The sequence below is a fragment of the Variovorax endophyticus genome (assembly GCF_025376855.1).
Classification (GTDB): domain Bacteria; phylum Pseudomonadota; class Gammaproteobacteria; order Burkholderiales; family Burkholderiaceae_C; genus Variovorax.
Window position 1 is genome coordinate 1 of record NZ_JAHUTH010000020.1, and the last position, 21,655, is coordinate 21,655.

Annotated in this window: 19 protein-coding genes; 10 read left to right on the top strand and 9 right to left on the bottom strand. The window is 69.6% G+C overall.

Annotated elements, in window-relative coordinates; genetic code table 11:
* Positions 1–140: 140 nt before the first annotated feature.
* Positions 141–617 carry an Lrp/AsnC family transcriptional regulator gene (locus KV106_RS24055; protein ID WP_057594358.1) on the bottom strand — a complete coding sequence of 159 codons (477 nt, stop codon included), beginning with the start codon at positions 615–617 and terminating at the stop codon, positions 141–143.
* 178 nt (positions 618–795) lie between these two features.
* Here KV106_RS24055 and KV106_RS24060 point away from each other — a divergent pair, with 178 nt between their 5' ends.
* The 5 genes from KV106_RS24060 to KV106_RS24080 all read left to right on the top strand — a co-directional run bounded on the left by KV106_RS24060 (position 796) and on the right by KV106_RS24080 (position 10,546).
* On the top strand, positions 796–4,398 hold the full coding sequence (locus tag KV106_RS24060; protein ID WP_261212843.1) for an indolepyruvate ferredoxin oxidoreductase family protein: 3,603 nt from the start codon (positions 796–798) through the stop codon (positions 4,396–4,398).
* A 331-nt stretch (positions 4,399–4,729) separates the two neighbouring features.
* The gene (gene yajC, locus KV106_RS24065) at positions 4,730–5,062 is read left to right on the top strand and encodes a preprotein translocase subunit YajC (RefSeq protein ID WP_057594360.1); all 333 of its coding nucleotides are present in this window, start codon (positions 4,730–4,732) and stop codon (positions 5,060–5,062) included.
* 93 nt (positions 5,063–5,155) lie between these two features.
* Positions 5,156–7,048, top strand: coding sequence for a protein translocase subunit SecD (gene secD / locus KV106_RS24070; RefSeq protein ID WP_261212845.1), 1,893 nt, complete (start codon positions 5,156–5,158; stop codon positions 7,046–7,048).
* Between the two features lie 12 nt (positions 7,049–7,060).
* The gene (secF, locus tag KV106_RS24075) at positions 7,061–8,014 is read left to right on the top strand and encodes a protein translocase subunit SecF (protein ID WP_093351319.1); all 954 of its coding nucleotides are present in this window, start codon (positions 7,061–7,063) and stop codon (positions 8,012–8,014) included.
* 165 nt (positions 8,015–8,179) lie between these two features.
* Complete coding sequence (locus tag KV106_RS24080) at positions 8,180–10,546, top strand: DUF1631 family protein (protein WP_057594363.1); 2,367 nt, start codon at positions 8,180–8,182, stop codon at positions 10,544–10,546.
* A 13-nt stretch (positions 10,547–10,559) separates the two neighbouring features.
* Here KV106_RS24080 and KV106_RS24085 read toward each other — a convergent pair whose 3' ends face one another.
* From KV106_RS24085 to KV106_RS24095, 3 genes are all read right to left on the bottom strand, one after another.
* On the bottom strand, positions 10,560–11,078 hold the full coding sequence (locus KV106_RS24085) for a Smg family protein (RefSeq protein WP_057594364.1): 519 nt from the start codon (positions 11,076–11,078) through the stop codon (positions 10,560–10,562).
* 127 nt (positions 11,079–11,205) lie between these two features.
* A complete protein-coding gene (gene dprA / locus KV106_RS24090; protein WP_261212846.1) occupies positions 11,206–12,360 on the bottom strand; it encodes a DNA-processing protein DprA in 1,155 nt (384 codons plus the stop codon).
* Between the two features lie 16 nt (positions 12,361–12,376).
* Positions 12,377–13,591 carry a LysM peptidoglycan-binding domain-containing protein gene (locus KV106_RS24095; protein ID WP_261212847.1) on the bottom strand — a complete coding sequence of 405 codons (1,215 nt, stop codon included), beginning with the start codon at positions 13,589–13,591 and terminating at the stop codon, positions 12,377–12,379.
* Between the two features lie 160 nt (positions 13,592–13,751).
* On the opposite strand from KV106_RS24095, the gene def reads away from it, so the two are divergent.
* Genes def through KV106_RS24120 form a run of 5 tightly spaced genes read left to right on the top strand, consistent with a single transcriptional unit; the run spans position 13,752 to position 16,819 of the window.
* Positions 13,752–14,273, top strand: a complete 522-nt coding sequence (gene def, locus KV106_RS24100) for a peptide deformylase (RefSeq protein ID WP_057594367.1) — start codon at positions 13,752–13,754, stop codon at positions 14,271–14,273.
* Between the two features lie 3 nt (positions 14,274–14,276).
* Positions 14,277–14,780 carry a hypothetical protein gene (locus KV106_RS24105; RefSeq protein ID WP_261212848.1) on the top strand — a complete coding sequence of 168 codons (504 nt, stop codon included), beginning with the start codon at positions 14,277–14,279 and terminating at the stop codon, positions 14,778–14,780.
* Positions 14,777–15,736 carry a methionyl-tRNA formyltransferase gene (gene fmt / locus KV106_RS24110; protein WP_261212850.1) on the top strand — a complete coding sequence of 320 codons (960 nt, stop codon included), beginning with the start codon at positions 14,777–14,779 and terminating at the stop codon, positions 15,734–15,736. The genes KV106_RS24105 and fmt overlap by 4 nt, the downstream gene beginning before the upstream one ends.
* 7 nt (positions 15,737–15,743) lie before the next feature.
* Positions 15,744–16,484, top strand: a complete 741-nt coding sequence (locus tag KV106_RS24115) for an AzlC family ABC transporter permease (RefSeq protein WP_261212852.1) — start codon at positions 15,744–15,746, stop codon at positions 16,482–16,484.
* Positions 16,481–16,819, top strand: a complete 339-nt coding sequence (locus tag KV106_RS24120; RefSeq protein ID WP_057594370.1) for an AzlD domain-containing protein — start codon at positions 16,481–16,483, stop codon at positions 16,817–16,819. Before KV106_RS24115 ends, KV106_RS24120 begins: the two co-directional genes overlap by 4 nt.
* On the opposite strand, the gene KV106_RS24125 is transcribed toward KV106_RS24120, so the two are convergent.
* From KV106_RS24125 to KV106_RS24145, 5 genes are read right to left on the bottom strand one after another with little or no spacing between them, the layout of a single operon-like run.
* Positions 16,803–17,747, bottom strand: coding sequence for an NAD(P)-dependent oxidoreductase (locus tag KV106_RS24125; RefSeq protein WP_261212854.1), 945 nt, complete (start codon positions 17,745–17,747; stop codon positions 16,803–16,805). The genes KV106_RS24120 and KV106_RS24125 overlap by 17 nt on opposite strands.
* 35 nt (positions 17,748–17,782) lie before the next feature.
* Entirely contained in the window at positions 17,783–18,766 is a 984-nt protein-coding gene (locus tag KV106_RS24130; RefSeq protein WP_208512578.1) for a Bug family tripartite tricarboxylate transporter substrate binding protein, read from the bottom strand.
* Between the two features lie 47 nt (positions 18,767–18,813).
* The gene (locus KV106_RS24135) at positions 18,814–19,788 is read right to left on the bottom strand and encodes an MBL fold metallo-hydrolase (RefSeq protein ID WP_261212859.1); all 975 of its coding nucleotides are present in this window, start codon (positions 19,786–19,788) and stop codon (positions 18,814–18,816) included.
* Positions 19,785–19,994 (bottom strand): DUF2783 domain-containing protein, encoded by a 210-nt coding sequence (locus KV106_RS24140; protein ID WP_261212860.1) that lies wholly within the window; start codon positions 19,992–19,994, stop codon positions 19,785–19,787. Before KV106_RS24140 ends, KV106_RS24135 begins: the two co-directional genes overlap by 4 nt.
* Positions 19,991–21,646, bottom strand: coding sequence for an FAD-dependent monooxygenase (locus KV106_RS24145; protein WP_261212861.1), 1,656 nt, complete (start codon positions 21,644–21,646; stop codon positions 19,991–19,993). The genes KV106_RS24140 and KV106_RS24145 overlap by 4 nt, the downstream gene beginning before the upstream one ends.
* Between the last annotated feature and the right edge of the window lie 9 nt (positions 21,647–21,655).

Below are 21,655 nucleotides of genomic sequence, written 5' to 3' on the forward strand. Positions count from 1 at the left end.
GTTCGACATCGGCGTGACCTCCCAGGGAACGAGGTCGCGCAGTGTGCAAGCGCCATCGCGTTGGCACTGCAAACAATGGTCATCCCCGCAAGCGAGCGCTCACAAAAGCGCCGCGGGGCGGAGAAAAGTCATGGCCGCCGCTACTTCGCCAGGTGCCCCAGCGGCAGCGCGCTGCTCGCCTTCACCTCGCCGAGCGAGAAGCTGGTGTGCAGGTCCTTCACGTTCGGCAGGTTCATCAGGTGCTGCCGCGCGAAGGCGGAGAAACCGTCGAGGTCGCGCGCCACCACCTGCAGCTCGAAGGTGCCGGTGCCGCTGATGTAGTGGCAGGCCACGACCTCGGGCATCTTGCGGATGGCGTCCTCGAGCTTGCGGGTCGCTTCGTTGGTGACGCGCTCGGTGTCGACGCGCACGAAAGCGAGCACGCCCAGCCCGATCTTGTGCCGGTCGATCTCGGCGCGGTAGCCCTTGATGAAGCCGGCCTCTTCCAGCGCGCGCACGCGGCGCCAGCAGGGCGCTGCCGACAGGCCCACGCGCTGCGCAAGCTCGGCGTTGGTGAGGCGGCCGTCGGTCTGCAGTTCTTGCAGGATGGCAAGGTCGAACTTGTCAATGCTTTCCATAAGCATCGATATTAAGCAATCTTCTTTCTGGAAGTGGCTTTTTGGGGGCATGGAAAGCAAACACCTGTCGCGGACCCCGGCATACACTTTGCGTGATCATGGGCTCGCGCCCGACCGGGCACAGACCCGCACCTATCAGCCAGGCCCACAAGGCCCTGCCACCACGGAGACGACAGACATGAATGCCCCGCTGCCCGAGCACATCCGCCGCGCGCTAGAAACCGTCACGCTCGACGACAAATACAGCCTCGACTACGGGCGCGCATTCATGAGCGGGGTCCAGGCCCTGGTCAAGCTGCCGATGCTGCAGCGCCTGCGCGACAAGCAGGTCGGCAAGAACACGGCCGGCTTCATCAGCGGCTACCGCGGCTCGCCGCTCGGCGGCTACGACCAGGCGCTGTGGAAGGCCAGCAAGTTCCTCAAGGAACAGAACATCGTCTTCCAGCCCGGCGTGAACGAGGAACTCGCGGCCACCGCGCTGTGGGGCACCCAGCAGCTGGGCTTCTCGCCGCAGGGCACCAACAAGTTCGACGGCGTCTTCGGCATCTGGTACGGCAAGGGCCCGGGCGTGGACCGCTGCTCCGACGTCTTCAAGCACGCCAACATGGCGGGCACCACCGCCTGGGGCGGCGTGATCGCAGTGGCCGGCGATGACCACATCTCCAAGAGCAGCACGGCAGCGCACCAGAGCGACCACATCTTCAAGGCCTGCGGCACGCCGGTGTTCTTCCCGGCCAACGTGCAGGAAATCCTCGACCTCGGCATCCACGCCTTCGCGCTGAGCCGCTTCTCGGGCGTGTGGTCGGGCATGAAGACGATCCAGGAGATCGTCGAGTCGAGCGCCACGGCCATGATCGACCCCGAGCGCGTCGACATCGTGATCCCGACCGACTTCGAGATGCCGCCCGGCGGCCTGCACATCCGCTGGCCCGACCATGCGCTGGAGCAGGAAGCCCGGCTCATGCACTACAAGTGGTATGCCGCGCTGGCCTACATCCGCGCCAACCGCCTCAACCACAACGTGATCGAGGGTCCGAACGACCGCTTCGGCATCATGGCCAGCGGCAAGGCCTACAACGACACCCGCCAGGCCCTGATCGACCTGGGCCTGGACGACGCGGCCTGCCGCCAGCTCGGCATCCGGCTGCACAAGGTGGGCGTGGTGTGGCCGCTCGAGGCGCAGCTCACGCGCGAGTTCGCGACCGGCCTGCAGGAGATCCTGGTGGTCGAGGAGAAGCGCCAGGTCATCGAATACCAGCTCAAGGAAGAGCTCTACAACTGGCGCTCCGACGTGCGGCCCAACGTGGTCGGCAAGTTCGACGAGGGCGAGGTGCACGCGGCCGAGGGCTACTCGGGCGGCGAATGGTCGATGCCCAACCCGACCGCCCACACGCTGCTGCGCGCCAATGCCGACCTGAACCCGGCGCTGATCGCCAAGGCCATCGCCGGGCGCCTCAAGAAGACGGGCCTGCTGCCCGCCGGCTCCGACATGGCGGCGCGCATCGACGCGCAGCTCGCGATCCTCGAGGCCAAGGAGCGCTCGATGCAGGTGATCCAGGCCGAGGGCGTGAAGGACGCGCGCCAGCCCTGGTTCTGCTCGGGCTGCCCGCACAACACCAGCACCGTGGTGCCCGAGGGCTCGCGCGCCATGGGCGGCATCGGCTGCCACTTCATGGCGACCTGGATGGACCGCTCCACCATCGGCTTCACGCAGATGGGCGGCGAGGGCGTGCCGTGGGTGGGCCAGCAGCCGTTCACGACCGACCAGCACATCTTCGCCAACCTCGGCGACGGCACCTACTTCCACAGCGGCCTGCTGGCGATCCGCCAGAGCATCGCGGCCGGCGTGAACATCACCTACAAGATCCTCTACAACGACGCCGTCGCGATGACCGGCGGCCAGACCGTGGGCGAGCGCCCCGAGGGCCACTCGGTGCTGCAGATCGCCGAGAGCCTGCACGCCGAGGGCGCGAAGAAGGTCGTGATCGTGACCGACGAGCCCGAGAAGTACGAGGGCGTCAGCATCCCGGGCGACCACGTGCAGGTCAAGCACCGCGACCTGCTCGACGAGATCCAGCGCGAGTTCCGCGCGATGCCCGGCACCACGGCCATCATCTACGACCAGACCTGCGCCACCGAGAAGCGCCGCCGCCGCAAGCGGGGCACGGCCGTCGACCCGGCCAAGCGCGTGGTCATCAACGAGCTGGTCTGCGAAGGCTGCGGCGACTGCGGCGTGCAGAGCAACTGCCTGAGCGTGGAGCCGCTGGAGACCGAGTTCGGCCGCAAGCGCGCGATCAACCAGAGCACCTGCAACAAGGACATGAGCTGCCTGAAGGGCTTCTGCCCGAGCTTCGTCAGCGTGGAGGGCGGCCAGCTCAAGAAGAAGGCGAAGAACAAGGCGGCCACGCCGGCCGAGTTCGGTCTGCTGCCCGAGCCCGCGATCCCGTCGCTGGACGGCGGCAAGGTCTGGGGCGTGGTGGTGGCCGGTGTCGGCGGCACCGGCGTGATCACCATCGGCCAGCTGCTGGGCATGGCCGCGCACATCGAGGCCAAGGGCATCGTCACGCAGGACGCGGCCGGCCTGGCGCAGAAGGGCGGTGCCACCTGGAGCCACGTGCTGATCGGCGACACCCAGGGCGACATCCGCACCACCCGCGTGGGCACCGCGGCGGCCGACCTGATCCTGGCCTGCGACCCGCTGGTGTCGGTGAACGGCGAGACCATGGCGCGCATGCGCGAGGGCCGCACCCACGTGGCGCTCAACACGCACAGCACGCCCACCGCGGCCTTCGTGCGCAATGCCAACTGGCAGAACCCCGAGGACGCCTGTGCCGCCGAGATTGCGCGCGCCGTGGGTGCCGAAGGCGTTGGCGCCTTCGATGCCGACGCGGCCGCGACCGCGCTGATGGGCGACACCATCTACGTCAACCCGATGATCCTGGGCTACGCCTGGCAGAAGGGCTGGATCCCGCTGGCGCACGAGTCGCTGATGCGCGCGATCGAGCTCAACGCCGTGGCGATCGACAACAACAAGGCCGCCTTCGAATGGGGCCGCCAGGCCGCCGTGCGGCCCGACGAGCTGCAAAAGCGCGTGCGTCCCGGCCAGGTGATCGAGTTCAAGAAGCGCGAGAGCGTCGACAGCCTGGTGGCGCGCCGCGTCGAGTTCCTGACCGGCTACCAGAACGCGGCCTATGCCGACGAGTACCGCCGCTTCGTCGCCAAGGTGCAGCAGGCCGAGACCAGCCTGACCGGCAAGAGCTCGCTGACCGAGGCGGTCGCGCGCTACCTGTTCAAGCTCATGGCCTACAAGGACGAGTACGAGGTCGCGCGGCTGCACACCGACCGCGCCTTCCTCGAGCGCATCGAGGGCATGTTCGAGGGCGACTTCAAGCTCAACTACCACCTCGCGCCGCCGCTGATCGCGAAGAAGAACGCCAAGGGCCAGCTCGTGAAGCAGAAGTTCGGCCCCTCGATGCTGACGGGCTTCAGGCTGCTGGCGAAGCTCAAGGGCCTGCGCGGCACCGCCTTCGACGTGTTCGGCCGCACCGAGGAGCGCAAGACCGAGCGTGCGCTGATCGGCGAGTACCGCGCGAGCATCGACGAGGTGATCGGCGCGCTGCGCGCCGACAACCATGCGCTGGCGCTCGAGATCGCCACGCTGCCCGAGCAGATCCGCGGCTACGGCCACGTGAAGGAGCGCAACCTCGAGGCCGCGCGCATCCGCTGGAACGAGCTGCTGGCCAGGTGGCGCCAGCCCCGGGCCGAGCGCGCCGCAGCCTGAGCGCGCGCCCGCCGGCGCGGGCCCGCGCCAGCGGGTCAGGCGCCGAAACGGTGCTGTCACAGGCACCGCTTAGGATCGATGCTATCCAAAACATAGCAATCCAGGAGCGCCTCCCTCACTTCGAATGCCCACCGCCTCGCGCCGGATAAGCGCGCGGGGCGGCGCTTCGCCACGAATACAATGCCCGGTGCTGTGCGCGGCCCCCGTCCGCCGAGCTTCGATTTGCGGCCCGTGCCCGTGGACCCCTGGCCCGTTGAAGGCCCTGGTGTCGCCAGACCCCGAGCGCGGCTCGCGCCGGCGCCCTTACCTCTTCCCTCTGTTGGAGACTTCCTTGTTCATTTCTACTGCTTTCGCCCAGACCGCCGCTCCCGCTGCCGGAGGCGGCGACATGATGTCCTCACTGGGCAGCATGCTCCCCCTGGTGCTCATGTTCGTGGTGCTGTATTTCGTCATGATTCGCCCGCAGATGAAGCGCCAGAAGGAAGCCCGCGCCATGATCGAGGCGCTGGTCAAGGGCGACGAAGTCGCCACCGCCGGCGGCGTGCTCGGCAAGATCACCTCGGTCGGCGACCAGTACCTGGGCCTCGAGATCGCCAACGGCGTCGAGATCAAGGTGCAGCGCAGCTCGGTGGTGCAGGTGCTGCCCAAGGGCGCCGTCAAATAAGAAAGAAAAGCGTGGCCCGGTCTTGCGCTTCGTTGCCCCGGACCTCAAGTCACGCCGTGTCCCGTTCCTGCCGTCTCTGAAAAGCGCGATCTCATGAACCGTTACCCGGTCTGGAAGTACGCGATCATCGTGATCGTGCTGCTCGTGGGGCTGATCTATGCCCTGCCCAATTTCTTCGGCGAGGCGCCTGCGGTGCAGGTCTCGTCGGCCAAGTCGACCGTCAAGGTCGACGCCGCCACCCAGACCCGCGTCGAGGAGGCCCTGAAGGCGGGCAACCTCGTGCCCGATCTGATCACGCTCGACGGCGTTTCGCTGCGCGCGCGCTTCGCCAGCCCCGACGAGCAGCTCAAGGCGCGCGACCTGATCCAGCACGCGCTGGTGCCCGATGCCGCCGACCCGCCCTACACGGTGGCGCTGAACCTGGTGTCGCGCTCGCCCAAGTGGCTCACCGCGCTGCATGCCTTCCCGATGTACCTGGGGCTCGACCTGCGCGGCGGCGTCGACTTCCTGCTGCAGGTCGACATGAAGGGCGCCATCGACAAGAAGGCCGAGTCCTTCGCGAGCGACCTGCGCACCAACTTCCGCTCGAAGGACATCCGCGGCACCCAGGTGAGCCGCAACGGCCAGGCCGTCGAGGTGACCTTCCGCGACGCCGCGGCGCTGGAAAAGGCCAAGCAGCTGATCCAGGACCAGTTCCCCGACCTCACGACCACCGACGGTCCGGACGGCAGCAACTGGCGCCTCGTCGCCACCATCAAGCCCGAGGCCGCGCGCCGTCTGCAGGACGCCGCGCTCAAGCAGAACATCACCACGCTGCACAACCGGATCAACGAACTCGGCGTGGCCGAACCCGTGATCCAGCAGCAGGGCATCGACCGCATCGTGGTGCAGCTGCCGGGCGTGCAGGACACGGCCAAGGCCAAGGAAATCCTCGGCCGCACCGCCACCCTCGAGATGCGCCTGGTCGACGAATCGTCCGAAGGCCGCGCGGCCGAGCTCAGCGGCGGGCCGGTGCCCTTCGGTTCGGAGAAGTTCTTCGACCGCGCGGGCCGCCCGGTGATCGTCAAGAAGCAGGTGCTGGTCACCGGCGAGAACCTCACCGACGCGCAGCCCGGCTTCGACCAGCAGAGCAACCAGCCCAAGGTCGACCTGACGATGGATGCCAAGGGCGGCAACATCATGCGCGACGTCAGCCGCGAGAACTACAAGAAGCGCATGGCGATGATGATCTTCGAGAAGGGCAAGGGCGAAGTGCTCACGGCTCCCTCGATCAACGGCGAGCTGGGCAACCGCTTCCAGGTCTCGGGCTCGATGAGCGTGAGCGAGGCCAACGACCTCGCGCTGCTGCTGCGCGCCGGCTCGCTGGCCGCGCCGATGGAAATCATCCAGGAACGCACCATCGGCCCGACGCTGGGCGCCGACAACATCGACAAGGGCATCAAGTCCGTGATGTACGGCTTCCTGGCGATCATGGTCTTCATGTGCGTGTACTACGCGCTGTTCGGCCTGTTCTCGTCGATCGCGCTGGCGGTCAACCTGCTGCTGCTGGTCGCGCTGCTGTCGATGATCCAGGCCACGCTCACGCTGCCCGGCATCGCGGCCATGGCGCTCGCGATCGGCGTGGCGATCGACTCCAACGTGCTGATCAACGAACGCGTGCGCGAGGAGCTGCGCAACGGCGCCTCGCCGCAGGCGGCCATCCACGCCGGCTACGACCGCGCCTGGGGCACCATCCTCGACTCCAACGTGACCACGCTGATCGCGGGCATCGCGCTGCTGGCCTTCGGCTCGGGTCCGGTGCGCGGCTTCGCGGTGGTGCACTGCCTGGGCATCGTGACCTCGATGTTCTCGGCCGTGTTCTTCTCGCGCGGCATCGTGAACTTCTGGTACGGCGGCAAGAAGAAGCTCAAGAGCGTGTCGATCGGCACCGTCTGGCGCCCCAAGACCGATACCGCCGACGGCACGTCCGTGGCCCAAGCCAAGTAAGGAAAGAAGGCCATGGAGTTCTTCCGCATCCACCGCACCATTCCGTTCATGCGCCATGCCCTGGTGCTGAACATCATCTCCTTCGCGACCTTCGCGCTGGCGGTGTTCTTCCTGATGCACCGCGGCCTGCACCTGTCGGTCGAGTTCACCGGCGGCACCGTGATGGAGGTGGCCTATTCGCAGCCCGCCGACGTCGGCAAGATCCGCGACGCCGTGAGCAAGCTCGGCTACCAGGAAGTGCTGGTGCAGAACTACGGCAGCTCGCGCGACGTGCAGATCCGCCTGCCGGCGCGCCAGGGCATGAGCGCCGAGCAGCAGAGCGTGCCGGTGATGGCCGCGCTCAAGGCGATCGACCCTTCCGCCACGCAGCGCGGCATCGAGTTCGTCGGCCCGCAGGTGGGCGAGGAGCTCACCACCAACGGCCTGAAGGCGCTGGGCATGGTGGTGGTCGGGATCATGATCTACCTGGCGTTCCGCTTCGAATGGAAGTTCGCGCTCGCCACCGTGCTGGCCAACCTGCACGACGTGGTGATCATCCTGGGCTTCTTCGCCTTCTTCCAGTGGGAGTTCTCGCTCGCCGTGCTGGCGGCGGTGCTGGCGGTGCTGGGCTACTCGGTGAACGAATCGGTCGTGATCTTCGACCGGATCCGCGAGAACTTCCGGCGCTACCGGAAGATGACGACCACCGAGATCATCGACAACGCGATCACCTCGACCATCAGCCGGACCATCATCACCCACGGCTCCACGCAGCTCGTGGTGCTGTCGATGTTCTTCTTCGGCGGCCCGACGCTGCACTACTTCGCGCTGGCGCTCACCATCGGCATCTGCTTCGGCATCTATTCGTCGTGCTTCGTGGCGGCCGCCATTGCGATGTGGCTCGGCATCAAGCGCGAGGACCTGATCAAGGGCCCGGTCAAGCGCGACGGCGATCCGGACGATCCGAACGCCGGCGCGGTGGTCTGAAGCGGCGCCCCTGCGGCGTGCGCTGGGCAAGGTAAAGTCGGGCCCGTCCTTCGCCGCGAGGCGCCCATGCAACGCGACCGGGCGCGCACCCTTGTGCGGATGCGCTTCCCGATGCAAGCTCGCGTCTGTCGGGTGAAACCGGTACCTGCCCCCTGATCTTCCTCAATGAGCATTGCGCGATCAGCCTCGTCCCTGCAGCTCGCTCGCGAGACGCGTGAGCGTTTCGTGCTGGCGACGGAAGGCGCCATCGTTCCGCTGGCCCGCGCCGTCCGCGACCGCCTGACCCAGCTGGCTTCCGAAGTCGGCAGCGCGCGCGCCATGCAGGAGCACCGCGACGACTTCGTGGCGTTCCAGGGCAATGCCTCGCAATGGGTGTCGCTCGCGCAGACCGGCTGGCGCAAGGCGCTCGGCGAGAGCGGCCCCAGCGGCTTCCACAGCTCGACCTCGCACACGCAGATGCTGCGGCTCGAGCTGATCGGCGACGAGGTGGTGGAAAGCAACATCCTCTCCTCGCGCCTCGCGCAGGTGATCCACGACCGCGCGAGCTTCGAGCTCAGCGACCTGCGGCTGCGCATCCAGCACCTCGAGGGCACGAGCGAGCTCGACGGCAAGGACGTGCTCAAGCCCGAGACCCTGGCCAAGCTGCTGGTCGAGCAATGGCTGGCCGCCGGCCTGAGCCGCCAGCTCTGGGCCCGCGTGCAGGAGACGGTGCAGGCGCAGCTGGTCGACGTGGTCGCCAAGGCTTATGAAGACGCCAACGCCCACCTGGTCGCCAACGGCGTGATGCCCGAGATCGACCTCAAGAGCTTCGTGCGGCGCACGGGTGGTGCGACCGGCCCGGGTGCTCCGGGCGCAGCGGGCGTTTGGCAAGCCGGCGGCCCCGTGGCGCCGGGCGGCGCGATGTCGTCGACGGCCTCCGTGCCCGGCACGTTCCAGCGCGGCGGCGGCGTGCCCTCCGGCGGCTCGCCGCTCGCCACGGCTCGCCAGCGCGCCCAGACCGCGCTGCTGAACCTCAAGCGCTTCGTCACCGGCCGCATCGGCGGCGACACCGGCAACAGCACGCAGCCGGCCTCGTCGATCGGTATCGACGGCCGCGGCACTGCCGGCGGCGCCGACTTCGGCGCGCCGCGGCCCTTCTCGCGCACCTTCGCGGGCGCCATCGCCGATGCCGAGGCCGCCTACCGCGCGGCCGCCACCCAGTACCTGGATGCCCCGGGCGAGCAGGCCACGCTGATCCAGCAGAGCGCGGTCGACCTGCGCCGTCGCAGCACCGAACTCAAGAAGCGCGCGCCGACCACCGCCGACAAGGCCACGGTCGAGATCGTCGCGCTGATGTTCCAGGCCATCCTGGCCGAGGAGCGCATTCCGTTCTCGGCGCGCGTGTGGTTCGCGCGGCTGCAGATGCCGGTGCTGCGCGTGGCCATCGCCGAGCCCGAGTTCTTCGGCACGCTGCAGCATCCCGCGCGCATGCTGATCGACCGCATGGGCTCGTGCGTGATGGGCTTCGACGCGGCCGCGATCTCGGGCAGCGCGCTCGAGAACGAGATCAAGCGCGTGGTACAGGTGATCGAGCAGTACCCCGAGACCGGGCAGCGCGTCTTCAAGCTGGTGTTCGACGAATTCGTCGCCTTCCTCAACCGCTACCTCACGCAGAGCGACACCGCGCAGCGCGTGATGAGCGTGGCGCAGCAGGTCGAGCAGAAGGAGACGATGGCGATCCAGTACACCATCGAGTTGCGCAAGATGCTCAACGACATGCCGGTGCGCGACGAGATCCGCGAGTTCCTGTTCAAGGTCTGGGCCGAGGTACTGGCGATCGCCGCGCTGCGCTACGGCGGCCAGGACGAGCAGACCGTGACGCTCAAGCGCGCCGCCTCCGAACTGGTGTGGGCCGCGAGCGCCAAGCCCAGCCGTACCGACCGCGCGCGTGTGATCCAGGACCTGCCGCAGCTGCTGCAGCGGCTGCGCCAGGGCATGGCGCTGCTGGGCATCGTCGACGAGCCGCAGGAGGCCTACATCAAGACCATCGGCGCCACGCTGTCCGATGCCTTCATGCTCAAGACCGAGGCCATCCCGCAGGCCAAGATCGAGGCCATGGCCGAGCGGCTCGCGCACCTCGAGGACTTCGTGAGCGACAGCGGCGGCGATGCCGACCTGCCGCTCGACGCCACCAACATCGAGCTGCTGCTCGGCGTGGACGCGAGCGCGATCGAGGTCGTGGCCGACACGGCGGGCGCGCGGGCGAGCGAGGACATGCTGGCCTGGGCCAACGAGCTGCAGGTGGGCACCTGGTTCATGCTCGACCACAACGACCGCGTGAGCCAGGTCCAGTTCGTCTGGCGCAGCGACCGCAAGCAGTTGCACCTGTTCGCCTCGGCCGACGGGCGCAGCTTCCTGATCCAGGCCGGGCGGCTCGCGTCCTACCTGCAGGCCGGGTTGCTGACGCCGGCCGAGGAAGAAACGCTGACGGTGCGCGCCACGCGCGAGGCGCTCGCGAAGCTCGACGCGAATCCCGAGCGCCTGTTGAACTGAGGCGCCGCAGGGCTCAGTGCGCGAGCCGGCCTTCGTGGCTCTCGCAGAGCTCGTCGAGCACCAGCGCATCGGGCTCGATGCCGGTGCTCCAGTGCACCATCAGCACGATGATCTTGAGCTCGTCGAGCGCCACCGGCGCGCCTGGCGCGGCCATCGCTCGCTCGACCACGATCTCGCGCATGTCGCAGGGCAGCACGTTCGAGCCTTCGAGAAACTGGATGAAGCCCAGGCACTCGGCGCCCAGGTGGTCCTGCTCGGCCTGCGAATACACGCGCATCGAATCGGGCGATTGCGGCCGCGTGGCCTCGGCGCTGCTGCGCAACGCGACCGTGACGCTGCGGCCCTCCTCGTCGTTGCGCTTGAGCTGCACGCCTTGCGTGGCGAGGCTCAGGCCATCGAGCCATTGCAAGGCATCGCGTATCTCCTCGGCCTCGAAGCCGTGGGCGCTGAGCTTGCGGCTCAATTGTTCGGGTTCAGGGCAGGCATCGCTGCGCCAGTAGTTTTCGTAGACGAACACGAGCACTTCGAACATGGGCCCAATATAGCCCACGATCATGGACACGACGCGACGCGTGGTGCAAATGCAAGGATCGGCGTAAATACCGATGGCCGCCCGCGAGGCCGTGCGCGACGGTGGCGGGTGGTGCGCGTTCGTGCGCTCAGGCCGCACCCATGCGCTGGAACAGCCCGCCCGGCAGGCGCGCCACGCGGCCGTCGAGTTCGAGCTCGAGCATGCGGGCCTGCAGCGCCGCGGCACTCCAGCCGGTGCGCGCGCCCAGTGCATCGAGGCTCACCGGATCGAAGCCCAGGGCCTCGAGCAACGGATCCCCGTGGTCCGTGCCGCCGCTCCAGGGCCTGAAGGCGTCCGGCGATGGCTGCTGCGCGAGCGGCTGCAATTCCTCGAGGATGTCGGCCACCGACTCGACCAGCTTCGCGCCCTGGCGGATCAGCGCGTGGCAGCCGCGCGACTGCGGCGAGTGGATCGAGCCGGGGATCGCGAACACCTCCTTGCCCTGCTCGGAGGTGAGCCGCGCCGTGATCAGCGAGCCCGAGGCCAGTGCCGCCTCGACCACCAGCGTGCCGCGCGCGAGTCCCGCGATCAGCCGGTTGCGCTTCGGAAAGTTCTGCGTGAGCGGCGGCGTGCCGAGCAGGAACTCGCTCACGATCAGGCCCTGCTGCGTGATGCGTTGCGCGAGCTCGCGGTGCCGTGCCGGATAGACGCGGTCGAGCCCGGTGCCGACGACCGCCACCGTGGCGAGCCGCGGCCCGGTGCCCGCGGCATCGGCCGCGTCGAGCGCGCCCTGGTGCGCGGCGCCGTCCACGCCGAGCGCCAGGCCCGAGATCACGGGCAGGCCGGCTTCGCCGAGCGCGCGGCCGAAGGCGCGCGCGTTCGAGGCGCCCTGCGGCGTCGGGTTGCGGCTGCCGACCACGGCGAGGCTGTGGCCGAGCTGGGTCAGGTCGAAAGCTTCGGCGCCCAGAACGTGCAGCATCAGCGGCGGGTCGGCGGTCTCGAGCAGCGAGCGCGGATAGCCGGGGTCGCCGAGCGTGACGATGCGGCGCACCACCGTGTCGGCGCCGTCGTCGCGCTGGCGCAGCCATAGCTGGGTCTGGTCGATCAGCGCCTGCAGGTTGGGCGGCATCTGCCGCAGCGCCGCGGCCTGGGCTTCGCTCACGACCTGCCGCAGCGCGGTCTCGCTCTGGGCGAAGACATCGGCCGGCAGGCCGAAGGCGGCCAGCAGGCGGCGCGCGGCGCCGTCGCCGATGCCCGGCGTCAGCGACAGCCGCAGCCAGCCCGCGAGTTCTGCGCGGTCCACGCGGGAACCGGGTGGGTCAGGGGTTGACGATGAAGTCGCCGGCGCGCGGGGTGTCGTTGATTTCGAGCACCAGCGCGTACGAGACCTTCTCGAAGGGACGGAACACCATCAGCAGGCCGATGCGTTCGTTCGGCAGCTTGATGGTTTCCTTCCTGTCGCCCGTGCGGTCGAGGATGGTCTCGCCGTTCTTGAGGATCGCCAGCACATGGCCGCTGTCGATGCCGTCGCGCGTGCCCTTGTTGATGGCCACCACCTGGTTCTGCGCCGCGAACTGCACCGCGTTGCCGTAGACCGAGACGATGCGGCCCTCGACCTGCGTGGACGGCGCGCGCGGCGCGTAGCTCAGCAGCTGGCGCGGCGGCTCGGGCAGCAGGCGGTCGCCGGCGCGGATTTCCTCGCGCGCCGCGATCACGTCGACGGTGGCGGGCACGACCGTGATGTAGTCCTTCTCGTCCTTGGTCTCGACCGTGGTCGACTCGCCGCGCTGCAGCTGGACCTTGCCCAGGTACTGGGCCTCGTAGCCGAGGATCTCGCCGGTGCCGGGGTCCTTGAGCGGCGTGGCGCTGCGGAACACGCGGAAATGCTGGATCGGGCCCGGCACCTCGAGCAGCGGCGAATCCTTCTCGCCGCGTGCATAGGCGCGGTCGCCGCGCGACAGCAGCACGCGGCTGTCGTTGCCGGCCACGATGCGCGGCGCGGCCTGCAGCGTGTTCTCGTCGACCACGATCGGCTCGCTGAGGAAGGGCTCGATCAGGCTCGGGTTGAGCGTGGGCAGCGCCATGCCGGCCAGCGAGTCGAAGCGCGTGCGCGGCGTGAGCTTGATGGTGCCGCCCTCGCCGCCGACGCCGCGGCGGGTGGTGAGGCGGGCGCGGCCGCCGCTCTTGTCGAGGTAGAGCACCTGGCCCGGGTAGATGCGGTGCGGGTTCGCGATCTCGTTGAGATTCATGCCCCAGAGCTCGGGCCAGCGCCAGGGGCGTAGCAGGTACAGGCGCGAGATGGCCCAGAGCGTGTCGCCGGGCTTGACCGTGTATTCGTCGGGCGCGTTGGGCGCCAGCTCGCTGAGCGGCACGCCGGCCTGCGCGGTCTGCTGGGCCGTGGCGCGCTGCTGCGCGGTGATCGGATAATTCTGCGCCCAGGCCGTGGTGCCGACGCCACCCGCCGCAACGACCGCGAGGGCTGCCAGGGAGGCGGAGAGGTTCGGGCGGCGAGCCGGGATTGGGAGCTTTTTCATGTCTGGATGGGTGAGCGCGCGACGTATCGCGGCGCATACGAATCTCACAATTTGCTACGAATTCTGGCGCCAAGCCCCCGGAAGGGCAACGTTTATCCGGCAAACGCGCGGCCTGGGGCCGCCGAATTGGCGAAAATAGCCACAACTTCCCCCCGATTTCATGGCCAAACGAATCATTCTGAGTTACCCGGACAAGCGCCTGCACACGGTCGCCAAGCCCGTGCAGGGCGTGGACGCGCGCATCAAGGCCCTGGTGGCCGACATGCTCGAGACCATGTACGACGCCAACGGCATCGGACTGGCCGCGACCCAGGTCAACGTGCATGAACGGGTCGTGGTCATCGACGTGTCGGAAGAGCGCGACCAGCCGCTGGTGCTGATCAATCCCGAGATCACCTGGGCCAGCGACGAGAAGGTCGTCAACGAGGAAGGCTGCCTCTCGGTGCCCGGCATCTACGACGGCGTCGAGCGCTCGACCTCGGTCAAGGTGCAGGCGCTCGACCTCGACGGCGAGCTGCGCAGCCTCGAGGCCGAGGGCCTGCTGGCCGTGTGCATCCAGCACGAACTCGACCACCTGCTGGGCAAGGTCTTCGTCGAATACCTGTCGCCGCTCAAGCGCAACCGCATCAAGAGCAAGCTGCTCAAGCAACAGCGCGAGGACCTGCGCGAAGGCAGGGCCTGAGCGATGCGCTTCGGTGCCTCGAGCCGCCTGCCCCTCCTCTGCGCCGCCGTCCTGCTGGCGCTCGCCGGCTGCGCCAGCGAACCCACCCGCATCGTCCCCGGCACCTCGGCCGCCGAAACCCTGCAGCGCCTGGGCGAGCCCACGGGCCGCTATCCGCTGAACGGCGGCGGCGAGCGGCTGCAGTACTCGCGCACGCCGGCCGGCTTCGAGGTCACCGACATCGACGTCGACGCCAGCGGCAAGGTGGTCTCGGTGACCCAGGTGCTCGACGAGCGCCGCTTCGACCATGACATCCAGGTCGACAAGTGGCGCCAGAACGATGTCATTGCCTTCTACGGCCGCCCCTACGAGATCCGCCGCGTGACCTCCTTCGACGGCAATGTCTGGACCTGGCGCTACAAGGCGGTGAACGAGCGCCGCCTGCTCCATATCTACATCGATCCCGCCGGCGTGGTGCGGCGCTATCACACGGGCGACGACCTCGACTTCGATCGGCTGCGCTGGTGAGCCCGCTGCGCGTCGTTTTCGCGGGCACGCCCGAGTTCGCGCGCGTCGCGCTGGAGGCCATCGCGGCCGCCGGCCATGACGTGGCGCTGGTGCTGACCCAGCCCGACCGCCCGGCCGGCCGCGGCATGAAGCTGCAGGCCTCGCCGGTCAAGCAATGCGCGCTGGCCAGGGGCTGGCCCGTGGCGCAGCCGCGCAGCCTGCGGCTGGACGGCAAGTACCCCGACGAGGCCGCCGCCGCGCGCGAGGCCCTGCTGGCGGCGCGCGCCGACGTGATGGTGGTCGCGGCCTACGGCCTGATCCTGCCGCAGTGGGTGCTCGACCTGCCGCGCCTGGGCTGCCTCAACATCCACGCCAGCCTGCTGCCGCGCTGGCGCGGCGCCGCGCCGATCCACCGCGCCATCGAGGCCGGCGACGCGCGCACCGGCATCACGATCATGCAGATGGATGCCGGCCTCGACACCGGCGACATGCTGTCGGTCGAGGCGCTCGAGATCGGCGAGGACAACACCGCCCGCCTGCACGACCGGCTGGCCGCGCTCGGCGGCCGCATGATCGTCGAGGCGCTGGCCGGCGCCGCCGAAGGCCGGCTGGTGCGCACGCCGCAGCCGGCCGAGGGCGTGACCTACGCCAACAAGGTCGAGAAGCAGGAAGCGCTGATCGACTGGCGGCGGCCCGCCGCCGAGATCGTGCGCCGCATCCGCGCCTTCGATCCCTTCCCGGGCGCCAACAGCCCGCTCGAGAACGAGACCATCAAGCTCTGGGCCGCGCATGCCGTGGCCGGCACGGTTTCGGACGCGCCCGGCACCATCCTCGCGGTGACCGGCGACGGCATCGCGGTGGCGGCCGCCGATGCGGTCGTGACCGTCACCGAGCTCCAGCGACCGGGCGGCAAGCGCCTGGGCGTCGCCGACTTCCTGCGTGGCTTCGACCTGAAGACCGGCCAGGTGTTCGGGTGAGCGCCTGATGTTCCTGTCGGCCGCCATCCGGCGCCGCCCGCAGTTCCGCGTGGGCGTGCGCGACATGACCCCCGTGGCGCTGGGCATCGGCGCCTGGGGCCTGATGACCGGCGTGGCCATGGTCAAGTCGAACATGAGCGTGCTCGAGGCCGTGGCGATGACGCTGCTGGTCTACGCGGGCAGCTCGCAGCTCGCGGCCATTCCGCTGCTGTTCGCGGGCGCGCCGGCCTGGGTGATCCTGGCGACCGGCTTCTGCGTCAACCTGCGCTTCGTGGTCTTCAGCCTGCACCTGCGGCCCTACCTGATGCACATGTCGCGCTGGCGCCGCATGCTGCACGGCTACCTCACGGCCGACATGAGCTATGCGCTGTTCACGAAGCAGTACCCGGCGCCACCGGTCACCGACGAGGAACGGCTCGCGCAGGAGGCCTACCTCACGGGCAACTACGCCGTGACCTGGTGCGCCTGGATGGGCATGAGCCTGCTGGGCATCGCGCTGGCCAACCTGATCCCGCAGAGCTGGGGCCTGGGCTTCGCGGGCGTGCTGAGCCTGGTGGCGATCGTCTGCTCGATGGCCACGACGCGGCTGCGCATCCTCGCGGCGCTGATCGCGGGCGCCACGGCGGTGGCGGCCTATGCGCTGCCGCTCAAGCTCAACATCGTGGCCGCCATCGGCGTGGCGGTGCTGCTGTGCTTCTGGCTCGAGAAGCAGTTCGGCCTCGACCCCGCCGCGGAGGACGACAAGTGAAGGGCGAGACCGACCTCTGGACGCTCGCCGTGATCGTCGGCCTGGCCGGCGTCACCGTGCTCACGCGCTGCTTCTTCTTCATCCTCGACCGGCCCTGGGGCCTGCCCGAGTGGGCGCACCGCGCGCTGCACTATGCGCCGGCCGCTGCGCTGGCCGGCGTGATCGCGCCCGAGATCGTGATGACGCAGGGCCACCTGATCACCTCGCTGCACGACGCGCGCATCTACGCCACCGTGGTCGGCGCGGCCTACTACTACTGGCGCCGCGGCGTGCTCGGCACCATGCTGGCCGGCATGGCGGTGTACCTGCCGCTGCACCTCATCTGGGGCTGGTAGCCGAGCGGATCTCGGTGCCGGCCTCGGTCTCGACCCAGCGCACCAGCTCGCTCACGCTCACGCCGGGTCCGCGCGCGGCATCGGCCTGCTGCCACAGCCGGCGGCCCTCCTCGCTGATCGGCGCCGGCATGCCGAGTTCGCGCGCCAGGTCGACCGCGATGCCCATGTCCTTGAGCATCAGCTCGAGCTTGAACGGATCGTCGAAGCTGCGGCTGATCACGCGCTGGTGGATGTGCGTGCGCGTGATCCACGAGCCGCCGGTGGCCTCGTTGAGCACGTCGGTCATCACGGCCGGATCGAGCCCGGCGCGGGTGCCGATCGCCAGCCCCTCGGCCGTGGCCGTGAGCGTGACGGCGGTGATCAGGTTGTTGAGGCACTTCATGGTGTGGCCGGCGCCGAGCGCGCCCAGGTGGAACACCGCGCGGCCCATCGCGTCGAGCAGCGGCCGCGCGCGCGCCACGTCGGCTTGTGCGCCGCCGACCATGAACACCAGCTCGGCCGCCTGCGCGCCCCAGGCCGCGCCCGAGACCGGTGCGTCGACCATCGCGATGCCGTGCTCGGCCAGCCGCGCGGCGGTCTCGCGCGTGATCCACGGTTCGGCCGAGGAGGTGTCGAGCAGCAGGCCGCCGCGCGCCCAGCCCGCGAGCAGGCCGTCGTCGGCGAACACCACCTCGCGCACCACGCGGCCGTTGGGCAGCATGGTCACGATGACGTCGCTGTGCGCCGCCACCTCGCGCAGGCTGGCGCGTGCCGTGATGCCGGGCTGCGACTCGGCGAGCCGCTGCGCCGCGCCGGGCGCGAGGTCGTAGACCGAGACCGCGTGGCCGGCGCGCGCCAGGTGGCCGGCCATGGGCGCGCCCATGACGCCGAGGCCGATGAAGCCGACGCGCTCGCGCGCGGTCGAAGCAGGAGAGGGTTCGTTGGACATGAATGAGAGAAAAAGCAGTCGGATGAAGAGCGTGTTCAGTCGAGCTGCACGCCCGAAGTCTTGATCACCTGGCCCCAGTAAGCGCTCTGCGAACGCGCCATTTCCTGGAACTCCTTCGGCGTGCCGGGCAGCGCCTCGAAGCCGAATTCGCTGAACACCTGCTGGATGCGCGGCGTCTGCAGCGCCTTGTGCAGCTCGGCGTTGAGCCGGTTCACCACCTCGGGCGGCATGCCGGCCGGGCCGATCAGGCCGTGGAAGGCGAAGGCGTTGACTTCCGGATAGCCGAGCTCGGCGAAGGTCGGCACCTCGGGCAGGCCCTTGGCGCGCTGCGGCAGCGCGATCGCCAGCGCGCGCAGCTTGCCGGTCTTGAGATAGGGCAGCGCGGCCGTGAGGTCGAGCATCATCATCGGCACCTGGCCGCCCATGATGTCCTGCAGCGCCGGCGCGCCGCCCTTGTAGGCCACGTGCGTGATCGACAGGCCGGCCTTCTGCTTGAACAGCTCCATCGCCATGTGGTGCGGCGTGCCGATGCCCGGCGAGGCGTAGTTGGTCTTGTCGCCGTTGGCCTTCACGTAGGCGACGAAGTCCTTGAGGGTCTTACCCTGGAAGTCGGGCCGCACCACCAGCGCCAGCGGAATGCGGCCGATGGCGCCGATGTAGGTGAAGTCGCTCGCGGGCTTGTAGGGCAGCTTGGCGAACATGTGCTCGTTGAACAGCAGCGCCGCGTTCTCGGCCTGCATGATCGTGTAGCCGTCGGGCTTCGACTGCATCAGCAGGCCGACCGCGATGTTGGTCGAGGCACCGGGGCGGTTGTCGATCACCACCGGCTGGCCCAGCGAGGGCTGCATCGCATCGGCGAGCTGGCGCGCGATGTTGTCGGTGCCGCCGCCCGCGGCATAGGGCACCAGCCACTTGATCGGCTGGTTCGGATAGGGGCCGCTCTGGGCCGACGCGAGGCTGGCGCCGGCCAGCGCGAAGGCGGCGAGCACGGGGGCGATCAGGGGCAGGAAGCGCTTCATCGGTTTGTCTCCGGGGTGGTTTTTTCTTCAGGGGAAATCGTGGCGGCCTACGCGTGCAGCGTCTGCCAGAGTTCGCGGTCGCGCTCGGCGGTCCACACCACCGGGTGCTCGATGCCGCGCAACTCGTCGTAGGCGCGCGAGACGTCGAAGGGCAGCACGTGCTGGAACACCGGCCACTGGCCGAAGCGCGGCTTCATCGCGGCCTCGGCGCGCGCGAAGCAGCCCTTGAGCGCCTCGCCCGCGGCGATGCCGGCGCGCACGCTGTCGAGCAGGGTCGAGAGGAAGGCCTTGGTCAGGTCGATCGCCTCGGCGCAGGCGGCCTCGTCCTGCAGCACCGCGCCGCGGCCCGGCACCAGCACGCGCGGGCGCAGCGCGCGCACCGCGTCGAGCGTGCCGGCCCAGTCGCCGATGTAGGCGTCGCCCGCGTACACGCCGCAGTGGTTCTCGACCACGTCGCCCGAGAACAGCAGGCCGCAATCGGGCAGCCAGGCGACGGTGTCGCCGCTCGAATGGCCGCGGCCCAGCGCCATCAGCCGCAGCTCGCGGCCGGTGCCCGGGCGCGGGCCGAGCCACAGGCTCATCTCGTTCTGGAAGCTCAGGGTGGGCCAGGTCAGGCCCGGGATCTCCTCGAGGCCCGCGAACAAGCGCGGGAAGCGGCCCACTTCCGAATCGAAGTCGGCCTGGCCGCGCGTGCGGATCCAGTCGAGCGTGCCCGCGCTCGCGACGATCTGCTCGACCTCGTCGAAGGCGCTCGCGCCCATCACGCGCACCGCGTGGTAGTGGGTCAGCACGATGGTCCGGATCGGCTTGTCGGTCACCGTGCGGATGGCCGCGAGGAAGTCGCGCGCCATGCGCGGCGTGGGGCGGGTGTCGATCAGCACCACCTGCTCGTCGCCGACCACGAAGCCGCAGTTGGGATCGAAGTCGCTGATGTAGCCGAAGGCGCCGGGCGCGAGCTCGCGCAGCTGCGGCTTTTGCTCGCGGGTGTCGGAGGCGGAGGCGAAGGAGACGTTGGCGGTCATGCGGGGTGGGGGCTCGTGGAATGTTCTTCTTCGGCGGCCGCGCGGATGCAGTCCAGCAGCACCGCCTGGTCGGCGCACTGGTTGGCCAGCAGCAGCACGAGGCGGGCGTTGAGATCGGCGCTCTGCGCCTCGCTGCGTCCTTCGTGCGCGGCCAGCAGCGCGGCATAGAAGCCGTCGGGATCGGGGATGCGGAGTTCGGTGTTCATGGCGCGGGATCGAGGGCAAGGGCGGTGCGGACGGCGTCGGCGATGGCCTCGGGCGTGGCCTGCGCGAGCACGCGCGCGCGGTAGGCATCGGGGCGCACCAGCACGAAGCTGCCGGGCTCGCCCGCGCCGACGTGGGCCGCGAGCCGGTCGTCGGGCTGCAGCGCGGGCAGGCCGTGGCCGGTGCCGCCGACCGCGAGCAGGCGCAGCGGCAGTCCCGCCGTCGCATCGAGCGCGGCCCGCGCCGCATCCGCCGTGGGCGCGAACCACAGGCCGATGCAGCGCGTGTCCTCGGCCAGCAGCTGCATCAGCGTGGTGTCGCGGCCGTCGGCCCGGCGCAGCGGCAGGTTCTGCACCGTGCGGCCGCCCGCGGGCAGTTGCGGCGCGGCCGGGTAGTCGTTGGCGACCGACATGCGCCCGGTGTTCACCAGGGCGCGCGCGAACGGAAAGCGCGCGGCCAGCGCGACCACGGCGCGGCGCAGCGTGTGCTCGGCCGGCGAGCGCGGCGCGAGGAAGCGCGCCGAGCGGCTCGTGACCTGCAGGTTCTCGCGCGCGGCCGGCTGGCGCTCGGCGTCGTAGCTGTCGAGCAGCGCGTCGCCGGCCTGGCCCCGCGCCACCAGCGCGAGCTTCCAGCCGAGGTTGGCCGCGTCCTGGATGCCGCTGTTGCCGCCGCGCGCGCCGAAGGGGCTCACCACGTGCGCGGCATCGCCGATGAAGAACACGCGGCCATGGCGGAAGCGCTCGAGCAGGTGGTCGCGGTAGCCGTAGGGGCCGATCCAGACGAACTCGAACTCCACGCCCGGCCCCAACTGCTCGCGCAGCCGCGCGCCGGCCACCTCGGGCCGGCTGATGTAGGCGGTGTCGCAGTCCTCGGGCATCTGGTAGTCGATGCGCCAGACGCCGTCGGCCATCAGGTGCTGCCAGACGCCGCGCCCCTCGTTGAAGGGTGCGTCGACCCAGGTCCAGCGCTCGGTCGGCAGCGGCTTGCGAAAACGCACGTCGCTGATGCACCAGCGGTCGGTGCTGTGCGAGGCATGGGCCTCGATGCCGAGGCCGGTGCGGATCGCGCTGTTGGCGCCGGTGGCGTCGATCAGCCGGTCGGCCTCGATCGTGTAGCGGCCCGCGGGCGTTTCGACCTCGAGGCGCACGCCGTCGGCGATCGGTTCGACGCGCGTCACGCGGCTTTTCCAGCGCAGGTCGGTGAGGCCGAGCTCGAGGATGCGCTCGACCAGGAACCACTCGATGTAGAACTGCTGCAGGTTGATGAAGGGCGGCTGCCGCGAGACGCTGGCCGTCTGCAGGTTGAAGTTGTAGACCTCCTGCTCGCCCGAGAAGGTGCGCCCGAAGGACCAGGTGATGCCCTTGGCCGCGATGCGCTCGAAGATGCCCAGGCGCTCGAAGATCTCCAGGCTCTTCTGCGCATAGCAGATGCCGCGCGAGGAGGCGCCGCGCACGCCGACGGTGTCGTCCTCGTCGAGCAGCACGGCGCCCACGCCGCGCTGGGCGAGGTCGCAGGCCAGCGTGAGGCCCGAGGGGCCGGCGCCGACGATCACGAGCGGGTGGCGCACCACCTGGCCGCTGGCCAGCTCGGGCGGCGGCACGAAGGGCCAGCTCGGCAGTTCGTAGGCTGGCGCGAAAGCGAAGTTTTCTTCCATGGCTTGCCT